The 13,406-nt window shown below is 68.8% G+C and carries 11 protein-coding genes and 5 pseudogenes; 6 read left to right on the top strand and 10 right to left on the bottom strand.

Features of this window, described 5'->3' with window-relative positions:
* The 3 genes and pseudogenes from P1P70_RS28785 to P1P70_RS28775 all read right to left on the bottom strand — a co-directional run.
* Positions 1–137: pseudogene (locus P1P70_RS28785) on the bottom strand (2-C-methyl-D-erythritol 2,4-cyclodiphosphate synthase); the annotation flags it as partial.
* Positions 127–915, bottom strand: coding sequence for a 2-C-methyl-D-erythritol 4-phosphate cytidylyltransferase (gene ispD / locus P1P70_RS28780; RefSeq protein ID WP_319242783.1), 789 nt, complete (start codon positions 913–915; stop codon positions 127–129). The pseudogene P1P70_RS28785 and the gene ispD, both read right to left, overlap by 11 nt.
* Positions 916–1,257: 342 nt before the next feature.
* Entirely contained in the window at positions 1,258–1,740 is a 483-nt protein-coding gene (locus tag P1P70_RS28775; RefSeq protein ID WP_003953493.1) for a CarD family transcriptional regulator, read from the bottom strand.
* Positions 1,741–2,377: 637 nt separating this feature from the next.
* Here P1P70_RS28775 and P1P70_RS28770 point away from each other — a divergent pair.
* Positions 2,378–3,070, top strand: a complete 693-nt coding sequence (locus P1P70_RS28770) for a copper chaperone PCu(A)C (RefSeq protein ID WP_319242781.1) — start codon at positions 2,378–2,380, stop codon at positions 3,068–3,070.
* A gap of 105 nt (positions 3,071–3,175) precedes the next feature.
* Here P1P70_RS28770 and P1P70_RS28765 read toward each other — a convergent pair whose 3' ends face one another.
* Entirely contained in the window at positions 3,176–3,856 is a 681-nt protein-coding gene (locus P1P70_RS28765; RefSeq protein WP_009340348.1) for a response regulator transcription factor, read from the bottom strand.
* Positions 3,853–5,118: a sensor histidine kinase gene (locus tag P1P70_RS28760; RefSeq protein WP_319242779.1), complete on the bottom strand. Its 1,266-nt coding sequence runs from the start codon at positions 5,116–5,118 to the stop codon at positions 3,853–3,855. Before P1P70_RS28760 ends, P1P70_RS28765 begins: the two co-directional genes overlap by 4 nt.
* A 311-nt stretch (positions 5,119–5,429) precedes the next feature.
* On the opposite strand from P1P70_RS28760, the gene phoU reads away from it, so the two are divergent.
* The 3 genes and pseudogenes from phoU (at position 5,430) to P1P70_RS28745 (ending at position 8,948) form a co-directional block, all read left to right on the top strand.
* Entirely contained in the window at positions 5,430–6,128 is a 699-nt protein-coding gene (phoU, locus tag P1P70_RS28755; protein ID WP_045555976.1) for a phosphate signaling complex protein PhoU, read from the top strand.
* A gap of 579 nt (positions 6,129–6,707) precedes the next feature.
* Positions 6,708–6,956 carry an SCO4226 family nickel-binding protein gene (locus P1P70_RS28750; protein WP_239755519.1) on the top strand — a complete coding sequence of 83 codons (249 nt, stop codon included), beginning with the start codon at positions 6,708–6,710 and terminating at the stop codon, positions 6,954–6,956.
* Positions 6,957–7,316: 360 nt separating this feature from the next.
* Positions 7,317–8,948 (top strand): annotated as a pseudogene (locus P1P70_RS28745) (IS200/IS605 family accessory protein TnpB-related protein).
* 184 nt (positions 8,949–9,132) lie between these two features.
* Here P1P70_RS28745 and P1P70_RS28740 read toward each other — a convergent pair.
* The 4 genes and pseudogenes from P1P70_RS28740 to P1P70_RS45875 all read right to left on the bottom strand — a co-directional run.
* On the bottom strand, positions 9,133–9,942 hold the full coding sequence (locus tag P1P70_RS28740; protein WP_319242787.1) for an IS5 family transposase: 810 nt from the start codon (positions 9,940–9,942) through the stop codon (positions 9,133–9,135).
* A gap of 588 nt (positions 9,943–10,530) precedes the next feature.
* A complete protein-coding gene (locus P1P70_RS28735; RefSeq protein ID WP_319242777.1) occupies positions 10,531–10,689 on the bottom strand; it encodes a hypothetical protein in 159 nt (52 codons plus the stop codon).
* 15 nt (positions 10,690–10,704) lie between these two features.
* Positions 10,705–11,061: pseudogene (locus tag P1P70_RS45880) on the bottom strand (transposase); the annotation flags it as partial.
* Between the two features lie 133 nt (positions 11,062–11,194).
* A pseudogene (locus P1P70_RS45875) lies at positions 11,195–11,491 on the bottom strand (winged helix-turn-helix domain-containing protein); the annotation flags it as partial.
* Between the two features lie 207 nt (positions 11,492–11,698).
* Between P1P70_RS45875 and P1P70_RS28720 the strand changes: the two are divergent.
* Positions 11,699–11,979 (top strand): annotated as a pseudogene (locus P1P70_RS28720) (transposase family protein); the annotation flags it as partial.
* Between the two features lie 169 nt (positions 11,980–12,148).
* Positions 12,149–12,424: a ribosomal protein L7/L12 gene (locus P1P70_RS28715; RefSeq protein WP_319242775.1), complete on the top strand. Its 276-nt coding sequence runs from the start codon at positions 12,149–12,151 to the stop codon at positions 12,422–12,424.
* Between the two features lie 77 nt (positions 12,425–12,501).
* Here P1P70_RS28715 and P1P70_RS28710 read toward each other — a convergent pair whose 3' ends face one another.
* Entirely contained in the window at positions 12,502–13,263 is a 762-nt protein-coding gene (locus P1P70_RS28710) for a phosphoglyceromutase (RefSeq protein ID WP_319242773.1), read from the bottom strand.
* Positions 13,264–13,406 lie beyond the last annotated feature (143 nt).

Here is a 13,406-nt window from a genome sequence, read left to right as displayed (position 1 = left end):
CCCTCCCACTTCAGCCCGGCGCACCACAGCTCCCGCCCCTCCTCGAAGGCGTGGATGTCGGTACCGATCCCGACCTGCGGCAACACCACGGAACCCGGCAGCGACACCGGTGCCGTCCCAGAACCCTCAGAAGCCATCGTTGAGCCTCCTGCGCGCCAGAACCGCCTCCGCGAGCACCAGGTCCAGCGGCCTGGTCACCTTGAACGCCTCCTCGTGCCCCGGCACGACCACGACCCCGAGCCCGAGCCGCTCCACCATGCTCGCGTCGTCGGTGACCTCCCCGGTGACCGTCTCGTGCGCCCGCACCAGCGTCTCCCGGTGGAAGCCCTGCGGCGTCTGCACGGCCCGCAGCCGCGCCCGCTCCGGCGTGGCGACGACCGGCTCCGGCGCCCCGGGCGCGTCCGCCGGTTCGACCTCCTTGACCGTGTCGGCCAGCGGCAGCGCGGGCACCACGGCCGGCGCCCCGTCCCGTACGGCCTCGATGACCGCGTCGACCGTGTCGACGGGCACGAGGGGACGGGCCGCGTCGTGGACGAGGACGATGTCGTAGCCGGGCGGTAGCGCGTCCAGACCGAGTTTCACCGACTCCTGGCGCGACTCACCCCCGGGGACGACGAGGAAGTCCGTCCGCTCGGGCAGCGCGTGCGCGTCGAGGAGGGTCTTGACCTCGGGGGCGCCGTCGGGCGGCGCCACCACGATGACCAGGGAGACGGCCCGGGACGCGGCCATGGCCCGCACCGCGTGGATCAGCATCGGGGTGCCGTTCAGCGCGCGCAGCGCTTTGGGGGCGCCCGGGCCGAGGCGTACGCCCTGGCCGGCGGCCGGGATCACTGCCGCCGTACGGGTCGCCGCACGGGCTGCCGCGCTGGCTGTCGTACCGGTTCCGGAAGGCGAAGGGCGCGAATCGTCAGACATCGGTTCCTGTCAGGTTTGTGTGCTCGGCCTACGTGGGTATGGCCACAGCGTGCCGGGCGCGACACCTTGACCGGACCCTTCCGTGACATCTGGTCGAGCCAGCTGCCCGGGCCCGGCACGCCAAGTACGAGTACGGCGTACTCATGAGCACCGGGGCACGCCAAGTATCGCCAAGTATCAGGGACCCCTTCAGGCGTACGGCATCCGGGTACGAACATGCCGCAGCGCCCGGCGACATCACAAACGTCATCGGGCACCGCGGCATTTCGATGTGCTGCTGCTGCGCCGAACGACTGAGCGGGCTGGCTGCCTGCCTCAGGTCAGTTCGGTGACGCAGTCAGTTCAGGACGCGAGGACCTCGTCGAGCAGAGCCTCGGCCTTGTCCTCGTTGGTGTTCTCCGCGAGGGCGAGCTCGCTCACCAGGATCTGGCGGGCCTTGGCGAGCATGCGCTTCTCGCCGGCGGACAGTCCGCGCTCGCGCTCACGACGCCACAGGTCACGCACGACTTCCGCGACCTTGATGACATCGCCGGAGGCGAGCTTCTCCAGGTTTGCCTTGTAGCGACGCGACCAGTTCGTGGGCTCCTCGGCATACGGCGCGCGCAGTACCTCGAAGACCCGGTCCAGGCCGTCCTGACCGACCACATCACGTACGCCGACGAACTCCGCATTGTCCGCTGGCACACGCACCGTCAGGTCGCCCTGAGCGACCTTGAGCACCAAGTAGGTCTTGTCCACGCCTTTGATCTGGCGAGTTTCGATGGCCTCGATCAGCGCGGCCCCGTGATGGGGATAGACCACGGTGTCGCCAACCTTGAACGTCATGTGACAGGTACCCCTTCCGTGGCTATCCAGGGTAACACGGATACGGCGGGTTCTGAATGGCGTTTTCGCAGGTCAGGGCATATCTCGGGGCTTGACAACTGCAACAGGAACGTGCTGCGGGGCCCGAACGGAGGAGGGTATTCGCAGGTGGGAGCGGCTCTCCGGGCGGAGGGAAACGCGTACGTTACACGCATCCGGAGGACGCGGGGAGCATCCTAACGTCCCGCTTTGTCCGACTCCAGATGTGCGACTTCCGCTACTCCGTTCGGTGCGTGGAGTCGGGTACGAGACGAATCCGGAATTGATCAAGAAGTTCGATCCACCGACCCTCTTCCGCCGTTACCGGATCGTGTTCTTGCGCTGTTCCGGCGACGTTCTGGCAGTTGATCGATTTTTCCTGGCGGCGCACATTCCTCGGCGGAAATGCAGGACGCGGCGGCGTCGAGTTCGACGGTGGTTTTGCGAATGCCGACCGGTGCGGGCGTGACGCGTCCGTCAATTGCTTCCGGTGCTTCCGGTGCTTCCGGTGACATGTCGGGGACTTGGGGAGGGTCGGGTGCGGCGGCGACGGGACGGCTCGGTAACCTAAGGCCGCTACAGACCACGTACCGCCCACGTTCTAGGAGTTGCCGCCGCCGTGAGCAGCAGCCTTCGACGCGGCGCCCTCGCCGCCGCCGCCATCGCGTTCTCGATCGCCTCACTCGCCGCGTGCGCAGCCGGCAACAACGCCCAGACGCTGGAGGTCAAGCCGGACAACGCCGCCACCAGCGTCGGCGACATCAAGATCCAGAACGCCATCGTGGTCACCCAGCCCGGCACCGAGACCAAGGGGCCCGCCGTGGTCTCCGCGACGCTCTTCAACGCCGCCTCGACCGACCAGACCCTCGACTCCGTCACCGTCGAGGGCGCCGGCACCGTCGAGCTCACGCCGGCGAAGGGCAAGGGCAAGGGCGGCAAGGTCGTCGTCCCGGCCGGCGGCTCCGTGATCCTGGGCGGCGAGGGCAACGCCTCCGCGGTCCTGGACGCCACCGACGCGGTCAAGGACGGCAACGCCCAGAAGGTCACCTTCGAGTTCAGCGAGACCGGCCAGGTCGCCCTGCGCGCCTTCGTGGTCCCCGCCGAGCACTACTTCGAGAAGTGGGGCCCGACCGACATCCCCGAGGCCCCCGCCACCAGCGCCTCCCCGTCCGAGGAGGCCACCGGTTCCGCGTCCCCGGACGGGACGGGCTCGCCGTCCCCCGACGGGGCGGCCGCCGAGGAGGAGGGCACTGCCGCCGGTTCGACGGCCTCGCCGTCCGTCTCGGCCTCCGAGGAGACCACGGGGCACTGAGGCCGCCTGAGACCGCCGGGGGTCACCCCGACACGTACGCCGAAGGGCGGCACCTCCTGGGAGGGGTGCCGCCCTTCGGCGTACGGCGTGTGTGCGGCCGTAGGCCTACGGCTCGAACTTGTAACCGAGGCCACGGACCGTGACCAGGTACCGCGGGGCACCGGGGTCCGGCTCGATCTTGGCGCGGAGACGCTTGACGTGGACGTCGAGGGTCTTGGTGTCACCGACGTAGTCAGCACCCCAGACACGGTCGATGAGCTGCATACGGGTCAGGACGCGGCCCGCGTTCCGCAGCAGCATTTCGAGCAGGTCGAACTCCTTGAGGGGGAGGTCGACCTTGGAGCCCGAGACAGTGACCACGTGACGGTCGACGTCCATGCGGACGGGACCGGCCTCCAGCGCGGCCGGGGTGACCTCCTCGGGCTCGCCGCGGCGGCGCAGTACGGCCCGGATACGGGCGACGAGTTCGCGGGAGGAGAAGGGCTTGGTGACATAGTCGTCGGCTCCTATTTCCAGGCCCACGACCTTGTCGATCTCGCTGTCCTTGGCGGTCACCATGATCACCGGGACATTGGAACGGCCGCGCAGCTGACGGCAGACCTCGGTACCCGGCAGCCCGGGCAGCATCAGGTCGAGCAGGACGAGGTCGGCTCCGTTGCGCTCGAACTCGTCGAGGCCGTCGGGCCCGGTGGTCGCGATGGCGACCTCGAAGCCCTCTTTGCGGAGCATGTAGGACAGGGCGTCGGAGAAGGACTCCTCGTCCTCGACGACGAGCACTCGGGTCACGGAAGGACCTCCGGGGCGGGAAGCGGTCCGTACGGTTCGTACGGGGATCTGTCGGTGTGAGGCTGTCCGTCCTCGACGTCGAGGTCCGGGTGCTGGGCGGCACGGTCACGGGACGCGCCCGCCTCCGGCAGCCTGAGCGTGAACGTGGAGCCCTGTCCCTCCGAGCTCCACACCGTGACCTCCCCGCCGTGCGAGGCGGCCACGTGCTTGACGATCGCGAGACCGAGGCCCGTACCGCCGGTCTGGCGGGAGCGGGCCGGGTCCACGCGGTAGAAGCGCTCGAAGATGCGCTCCTTGTCCTTGTCCGAGATGCCGATGCCCTGGTCGGTCACGGCGATCTCGATATGGTCCCCGCCGGGGGCGGTCACCCGGCGTGCGGCTATGCCGACGCGGGTGCGGGCCGGGGAGTAGTTGACGGCGTTCTCCACGAGGTTGCCCAGGGCGGCGGCCAGCTGACCGCGGTTGCCCCAGACGCGCAGGTCCGCCGTGCCTCCGGCGGCCATGGTGATCTGCTTGGTGCCGGCCTGGTGTCGGCAGCGGTCGACGGCCTCGGCGACCAGCTCGTCCACCCGTACCGGCTCGGCGTCCTCCAGCGGGTCGTCGTTCTGCACCCGGGAGAGGTCGATCAGCTCCTGCACGAGGTTGGTGAGCCGGGTGGCCTCGATCTGCATACGGCCGGCGAAGCGCTCCACCGCCTCGGGGTCGTCCGAGGCCCCCATGACGGCCTCGGAGAGGAGGGAGAGCGCGCCGACGGGCGTCTTCAGCTCATGGCTGACGTTCGCGACGAAGTCCCGCCGCACGGCCTCGATCCGACGGGCCTCGGTGAGGTCCTCGACCAGGAGCAGCACGAGCCGGGAGCCCAGCGGCGCGACGCGCGCGGAGACCGCGAGCGCCTCGCCGCGTCCCGTGCCGCGCCGGGGCAGGTCCAGCTCGACCTGTCGTATCTCGCCGTCGCGGCGGGTGTCGCGGGCCATCTTCAGCATCGGCTCGATGGAGAGCTTGCCGCCCCGCACGAGCCCGAGGGCGTACGCGGCGGAGCTGGCCTTGACGACGGCGTCCGCCTCGTCGAGGACGACGGCGGAGGAGCGGAGCACGGACAGCACGGTGTCGACGCCGGGCGGGAGCACCGGGTCGGTGTGCAGGGAGGTTCGGGTGGGACGCTTCTGCTCGCGCTCGCTGAAGCGGAACGCCAGCATGGCGATGACGCCGGTGAGCACTCCGGCGATCGCTGCCGCTGCGGCGACCGCCGCGTTCACGTCCATGCATCCAGGTTAGGCACGAGGTCGGACATCCCCACAGCGCTCGGAGGGCGACCTCGAACACTCGTCGCCCAGAGTTCACCTTGGAGCCAGTATTGGTTCATTTGGGGTGGCGGAAACGGACGCGTTGGGGTCGGAACGTGGGAGCGTGGGAATCGTCCGGGGCCCCGGTCACCGTTCGCCGTCACCGTCCGCTGTCACCGTTCCACGCGGCGGTCGGGGTACGGCCGTCCTGGCCCGGCCTGGCGGGTCGGCCTCCGGAACGGCTTTCCTGGTTACCCACGAGCAGACGTACGTAAGAGAGGGACACCCTGATGCGGGACGCGTACCACGAGGAACTTGACTCGATCGGTGAGGGCCTGGTCGAGATGGCCCGACTGGTGGGGTCGGCGATCGGTCGCGCCACGACGGCGATGCTCGACGCCGACCTGAAGCTGGCCGAGAGCGTGATCGAGGCCGACAAGAAGGTCGACGACCTCCAGCACGACCTGGAGGCCCGCGCGATAGCCCTGCTGGCCCGGCAGCAGCCCGTGGCGACGGATCTCCGTATCGTCGTGACGTCGCTGCGTATGTCGGCCGACCTGGAACGCTCGGGCGACCTCGCCCAGCACGTGGCCAAGCTGACCCGGCTGCGCTTCCCCGAGCGCGCGGTCCCGCGCGACCTGCACGCCACGATCCTGGAGATGGGCCAGCTCGCGCAGCGCCTGATGGCCAAGGCCGCCGAGGTCATCATCACCAAGGACGTCGACCTGGCGCTCCAACTGGAGAGCGACGACGACGCGATGGACCTGCTCCACCGCACGCTCTTCCAGCACCTCATGGACGACCGCTGGAAGCACGGCATCGAGACCGCCGTCGACGTCACCCTCCTCGGCCGCTACTACGAGCGCTTCGCCGACCACGCGGTGTCCGTCGCGAAGCGGGTGGTGTACCTGGTGACGGGCGAACACGCGGACGAACTCCAGGCGGACATCCAGCCGGTGCAGCCGGTCGCGGGGGTGGAGGGGGCGTAGGTCTCTCCCGGTCGTCTGATGTGGGGCAGGGAGGCTGGGAAGGCGAGGGGCGCGCGGGGCGCTGGTTGCGGGGCTCCGGCGCTCGATGGCCGGACGGGGCGCGGGAACGCCTCCATGCGCCGTTGATGCGCCCGGCTGAACGGGCTTGGAATGGGGCAGTCAACGGGCACGGGCACCACCCTTCGTTTTCGCTGCTTCGCCTTCCATCCCTTCGAGGAGGGACCATGGCCGAATCCCCCGCCAGCCCCAGCACGCCGGACCCGACACAGGTCCGGGACACCCATCAACCCGCCGACATCAAGACCCTGCCTCTCTTCGGCGCCTGCGGCTGCGGCTCGGGATGCGGGTGCGGGTGCCAGTCCGGCAACCCGTGTCAGTGCGGCTGACGCCGGCCGGTCGATCAGCCGCGCCGGCGCTGCCCGTACGCGGGAGAAGGGGCCTGTCACTCGTGGCGGGCCCCTTCACTCATGTCCGCGCGGGAGGGCGACGGCGCCTGCGGAGTCGCCCGCCTGCGGAGTCGCCCGTACGGCGGTACGGGCGCAGCATGGGGAGGGGGCGGTGGCTGAGGAGGTAGGGAATATGACCAAGTTCATGGACGTGCACCACAACATGAAGGGCATCACGGAGGACCAGCTGCGTGCCGCGCACCAGGCCGACCTCGATGTCGAGAAGGACGAGAACGTCCACTTCGAGCGGGCTTGGGCCGACCCCGCGTCCGGCACCGTCTACTGCCTCTCCGAGGCCCCCTCCGCGGACGCGGTCCAGCGCGTCCACGAACGCTCGGGCCACATGGCGGACGAGATACACCCGGTGCCGCTGACGATCTAGCGGTTCACCGGCCCGGCTCCGATCATGTGCGGCGCGGAGGGGCCGGTCCGAGCATGCGCGGGCTTTCGGCCGGCGCAGTCAGCCGCTTCACCACCTCCGCACGCCCTGTCCAGCGCTCGCCGGATGGAACCATCCCTTTGCCGTGACCGGCGGGATCAGGGGGGGTTGGTGCCGCCGGTCACGAGTGCGTTCAAGGGCGATCTGGTGAGCGTGAGTGAGCACGTTGGTCTGAGTGTGTCGTGTCGCGCGCATCGGTCGCTTGCGGAACTGACGTTCCCTCATCGAATGCGAGACCTTCGCGGATGGTGCTCGTTCCCCATGGCGATAGGATTTTCGGGCGGTTCGGGTGGGGGTGACGGGGTGGGTGAGCTGAGGAGTATCGCGGCGTCGTTCGTCGCGTCCGGGCCGTCCGGTGTGGCCGTCCGGACCCGCCTCAAATACCTGGTGCCGGGCGATGAGAAGGTGCTGCGTCTGGTGGGGGCGCATCTGGGGTCGCTGACTTCGCGGGACCTCAAGGTGCGTTGCCGGGATGGTCTGTCGCATTCCGGGGAGGCGTGGGCGGTGCGTAAGCGGGAGCTGACGCCACTCTCGTCGTCGCGCTGGGCGGGCAGTATCACCAAGGCGTCGCATGACCAGTGGGCGCTGGCCCGCCGGGGCCAGTTGGCGCACCTCCAGAACCTGGAAGCGGGCGTTCGCACCATCGAGCACCGGCTGTCCCTGCCGATCGGGCAGAAAGGCGCCAAGGGAGCACCCGGGGGCTATCGGTCCAGACGGGAGTGGCATGCGAAGTCGAGGCGCCTGCGAGTGCTTCAGGGCCGGCTGGCCACGGTGCGGGCCGATTGGGAGGCCGGGATCGTGCACGTCGTGCGCGGCGGCAGGCGACTGGCCCGGGCTCGCCACCACCTCGATGATGCCCGGCTCACGGGGTCCGCGTGGCGTGGGCGGTGGGAGGCGGAGCGCTGGTTCTGCCAGGCCGACGGGGAGTCCGGCAAGCGCTATGGCAACGAGACCATACGCGTCAGCCCCCAGGGTGAGGTGAGCATCAAGCTGCCCGCGCCGCTCGCGCATCTGGCGAACGCCCCGCACGGACGGTACGTCCTGGCGTGCAAGGTCGCGTTCGCGCACCGGGGCAGTGACTGGGCGGACCGCGTCGAAGCCAACCGGGCCATCGCCTACCGCATCCACCTCGATACGGGCCGGGGCCGCTGGTACCTGACGGCCTCCTGGCAGATCCCGCCCACTCCGACCGTTCCGATCGAGGCGGCGCTCGCGCACGGCGTGATCGGCGTCGACATGAACGCCGACCACCTCGCCGCCTGGCGGCTCGACCTGCACGGCAACCCCACCGGAAGCCCGCGCCGCTTCTCCTACGACCTGACCGGCACCGCCGAACACCGTGACGCGCAGGTCCGCCACGCCCTCACCCGCCTCCTGCACTGGGCGAAGGCCTGCGGTGTGCAGGCGATCGCGGTGGAGGACCTGGACTTCGCCGCCGAGAAGACCCGGGAGAAGCACGGCGGCCGTAAACGCTTCCGCCAGCTGATCTCCGGCATGCCCACCGGGCAACTCCGCGCCCGGCTGGCCTCGATGTGCGACGCCACGGGGATCGCGGTCATCGCCGTCGACCCGGCCTACACCAGCCGCTGGGGGGCCCAGCACTGGCAGAAGCCCCTCACCACGACAACCCGTAAGACGACTCGCCACGATGCTGCTGCCGTGGCGATCGGAAGGCGCGCCCAGCAACACCCGATCCGGCGACGGACGGCACCGCCCCCACACGACCGGAGTGATCGTGCGGGGCATCGGACCGTCCAGGCCGGACCAGGTATTCCTGGGCGTGAGGGACCCCGCCCCCACATTCCCGGACCACGGACACGATCCGTGCCGCCCGGACGCGGAGCGAACGCGGGCAACCAGAACGCCCAACACCGTCCGGGGCGTTCGGCCGAGCACGAGACCTGGCAGCAGGACTCACTCCCGCTCAGCCTTTAGCAACGGTTCTGCACATGCCCGTAGATTGCCCGAGGTGACTCCGGAGCAGTACACCGTGCGAGACGCGGTCGACTGGGAAGGGGTACCGGGGGTCCGTGGCCTGGTTCGGCGACCAGGGGCTCCACGTCACGGACGTGTGGGAGTCTCAGAGGGCGTTTGAAGTAGGAAGATTGCCCTTGATGCCCTAGTAAGTTCCTCGCCAGGTGGGGGTGGTCTCGTCCGTTATGCGCCTGGCAAGGTTGTCAATCGAGGCTACGTGGATCATGGCTTCGGAGCCGGCAGTGAGGGTCTCGTAGTCGCGGGCGAGACGGCGGTGCATCATGATCCAACCGATACTCCGCTCGACCACCCAGCGCCTTTTCACGACGTGAAATCCGCGCTTATCCGGGTTTCTGTTGACGACTTCGACATCGATTCCAAGGCGGGCCCCGTGCTCGACGACGGCGTTCTTGAAGCCGGTGTCGACCCAACTCTTGGAGATGGTCGGGTACCTCTCCTTCGCCTGGTCGAGGAGGCGTATTCCCAGGGAGTTCTCCGACAGGTCGGCGGCGGTGACGGTCACGGCCAGGATCAGCCCGATCGTGTCGGTGAGGATGCCGCGCTTCCTCCCGACGATCTTCTTGGCCGCATCCGTTCCCTGGCTGGTCAGGGGAACACTGCTGGAGGTTTTCACGCTCTGGGTGTCTATCACGGAGGCGGTCGGCTCGGGCTTGCGCCCCTCCTTCACCCGGGCCAGTCCCGTCAGGTCGTAATTGAGTTGGGCGAAGATTCCTTCGTCGCGCCACGCGGCGCAGTAGGCATAGACGGTGCCGTGGTTCGGGAAGTCGTGCGGGAGGTATTTCCAGGGGATTCCCGTGCGGTTCACGTAGAGGATCGCGTTGAAGACGTCGCGTATATCGACCTTGGCCGGCTGCCCGGTTGGTCTGCGGTCGAGCCGGGCTTTTCTCCAGGCCGTCAGCGTCGGCTCGATCAGAACCCATCGGGCGTCGGACAGGTCGCTGGGGTACGGCTTGCGCTCGCTCGCGGCGTAGCGTGGTCACGAGTGAGCCGGAGGGCTCGGTTCCGCCGTTCATCAGGCGATTCCGTGGCATCTTCAAACCAGACGGACTTCTGGGTGCGGAAGTGAACGAGGCGGACGGCCGACCCTCCGCCCCGGAGAGGGTCATTCGCCACCTACGGGATGAAAGCCCTCAGAGCAGGGCAGGGATGAGAGCCGCGTATAGGATCAGATCTGCATAAACGCCCTCTCAGGAGGCGTTCGAGTCGTTCTTCGCGGAGCGCCTGGCCCCCGTCACCGACAAGGCGGGCCTCTCAGGCACCCCCCACACCACCTTCGGTCCTCTTCACCGCCGCTTCATCGCACCCGAGATCAACGGCGCGGCGTAGCCCGCCAGGCTCCACCAAGTCATGGCAGCGAGCATCGGCCCGACGGCTCGTGCTGCACGGGACCCGCACGGCCCGATCCTGCGGATCGGGAGGCGGCGTTGCAAAGGGCCATGGAATCCATGGGCTTCTTTTCTCTCGGCCCTGACGGCTCACTCATCGAGCGCGACGGCCCTCTAGAGATCCTCAACGGCTGAGGTTACGGCGGTTGGAAGTCGAGGCCGGTCTTGGCGATGAGGCCCTCGATGAGGCCGGGCCGGTACTGCATGCGTTTGAGCCGGGTCTTCACCAGCGCGGTGAGCTGGTCAAGGCTGTGTTTGGTGAGGTTGGCCAGCGATCTCTTCAGGTGTGACCGCACACCTTCGACCGGGTTGAACTCAGGAGCGTAGGGCGGTAGTTGGTAGACGGTCAGCCATAATCGGGCGGCTATCAGCTCCCGCACGGTGCGGCTGACGTGCGTGTTCAGATTGTCCCAGACCAGGACGATCGGGCCGCCGAGCTGCTGGTGTGCGGCGTCCAGCAGGCGGGCGTAGTCAGCCTCGTTGAAGCCCTTGCGCCGACCTTTGGCGGGGCCGCGGTCGAGGTGGATGCGGTAGATCAGCCGGGACCGGTGGCCGGACTTGGTGCAGATCAGCGCAGCCGTGGAGACACGCTTGGTGCCCGCGGCGGTGACCCGAACGACGGGCGTATGGCCACGGCGACCCCAGGTGCGGCCTTTGGGCGGCCTCAGCCCCTGGCCGGCTTCGTCCTCGAAGCAGAGCCAGCGCCCAGGTCCGCCGCCGTCTTTTTATGACGGGCCACTGCTCGTCCTTCCAGGCGGCGATCTTCTCCTCGTCCCGCTCGGTCGCCTTACGGGAGGGGACCTGCACGCTCCAGCCGATGCGGTGCAGCAGCAGATCCATCCCGGCCAGGGTGTACCCCACCCCGAACCGACGTCGCACGACCTCCGCGATCCTCGCCAGAGTCCAGCACTGGTCGCTCCAGCCGGCAGCGGCCGGGCCGGCATCCAACACCGCTTCCAGCACATGCAGTTGATTCGCCTCGAGCTTGCAGCGGGCACCGCCGGGCCCCTTGGAGATCAGAGCCTGCCGACCACCCGCAGCCAACGCACGCCGCCAGCGATTCGCCGACATCCGAGTCACCCTGAACCGCCGGGCCACCTCCCGGTCACTGGCCCCGGCCTCGAACAGATCCGCGGCCGCCAACCGGACCCGCTCACGCCGAACCCGCTCCTCAGCGGTCAGCCCTCCGCCATCGGATACCTCATCCCTCCGGCATAGCGCAGCCCACGACAACCGTCACGACCTCACGTAACCCGAACCCTTAAAGATCTCTAGCTCGAGACTTCTTCGCCCCGAAGCAACTTCCGGATCATCCGGATCTGTGAACGCCGGGGCGTCCCCATCCTCGCCGACCGCGCCCACATGGGTGCCGCCCCGTGGGTGACGACACTTCTCAGACGCCCGCCGGGCCGTGACCTCACCCCGACCCAACGAACCGTCGACCGGACGCTTTCCACGGCACGGGCACCAGTCGAGCGCGGCGTCACACGACGGAAGTCCTGGCGGATCTTCCGCTGTTTCAGGTGCAGTCCGAATCGATGTCGTTAATCTCCGCGGCCGTGCTCACTCTGGAGCGGCAGCGCTGAGAGAGCTCACTCGGATCCGGGGCTGACGCTCCGCGTATACGCACATCTCATGCCCTCCAGCCACGAGCGGACCCGTAAAGCCGTGGCCGCTGTCTTCGGCGCCACCAAAACGGTGCGACGTGACGGCTGAGGGCTCGTACGCTCCGAACCAGAGAGGGGCGGGAGAGCCATGGCGGACGAGTACTTCTTGCTGGTGTGCGACGACGTGCCCCACGACGTGGTGCTCACCGACCCCGGCGTCCGCGTGATGGACGTCGTCCAGGTCGTGCGTCGGCTGACGGGGCTGAGCCTCTGGCGCAGCAAGATTCTGGCGACGCGCGTTCCCGCCGTCGTTCTCACCTGCGTGCCGGAGGAGGACGCGGCGGCAGCCGTCTCAGTCCTCCACGATGCGGGAGCCCAAGCGGAGACGAGAGAGCGTCCGGAGCCGTACTGCCCGAAGCGCTGAGGTCCGCAGAGGGCCCACACCGTGAAAATGCCCCCGCCCCGCACCATTCGCACAGGTCGAGGGCATGATCACCGACTCTACTTCTTCTTGCCCTGGTTCTTGACTGCCTCGATCGCGGCTGCGGCCGCGTCCGGGTCGAGGTAGGTGCCGCCGGGGTTGAGGGGCTTGAAGTCTGCGTCGAGTTCGTAGGACAGGGGGATGCCGGTCGGGATGTTGAGGCCCGCGATGTCGGCGTCCGAGATGTCGTCGAGGTGCTTGACCAGGGCGCGGAGGGAGTTGCCGTGGGCGGCGACGAGGACCGTGCGGCCGGCCAGGAGGTCGGGGACGATGCCGTCGTACCAGTACGGCAGCATGCGGGTGACGACGTCCTTCAGGCACTCCGTGCGGGGGCGCAGCTCCGGCGGGATGGTCGCGTAGCGCGCGTCCGTCGCCTGGGAGAACTCCGAGTCGTCCGCGAGCGGGGGCGGCGGGGTGTCGTACGAGCGGCGCCACAGCATGAACTGCTCCTCGCCGAACTCGGCGAGGGTCTGGGCCTTGTCCTTGCCCTGGAGGGCGCCGTAGTGGCGCTCGTTCAGGCGCCAGCTGCGGTGGACCGGGATCCAGTGGCGGTCGGCGGACTCCAGGGCCAGCTGCGCGGTGCGGATGGCGCGTCGCTGGAGGGAGGTGTGCAGCACGTCCGGGAGCAGGCCGGCGTCCTTCAGCAGCTCACCGCCGCGCGTCGCCTCCTTCTCGCCCTTCGGAGTGAGGTTGACGTCCACCCAGCCGGTGAACAGGTTCTTCTCGTTCCACTCGCTCTCGCCGTGGCGGAGGAGGATCAGCTTGTACGGTGCGTCGGCCATGGCTCGAGCGTAATCGACGGCCGAGAACCACCACACGGGTGGCCGACAGGCGGACAGACGGACAGGAGGGAAGGCGGGAAGGCGGGAAGGCGGACAGGCCGGGATCCGTCTCGGCCGTCCCCGTCGCCATCCCCATCCCCGTC

Source organism: Streptomyces sp. MB09-02B (genome assembly GCF_033794485.1).
Lineage (GTDB): Bacteria > Actinomycetota > Actinomycetes > Streptomycetales > Streptomycetaceae > Streptomyces.
The sequence above is the reverse complement of the archived record's forward strand: the minus strand, read 5'-3'. Positions and strand labels throughout refer to the sequence as shown.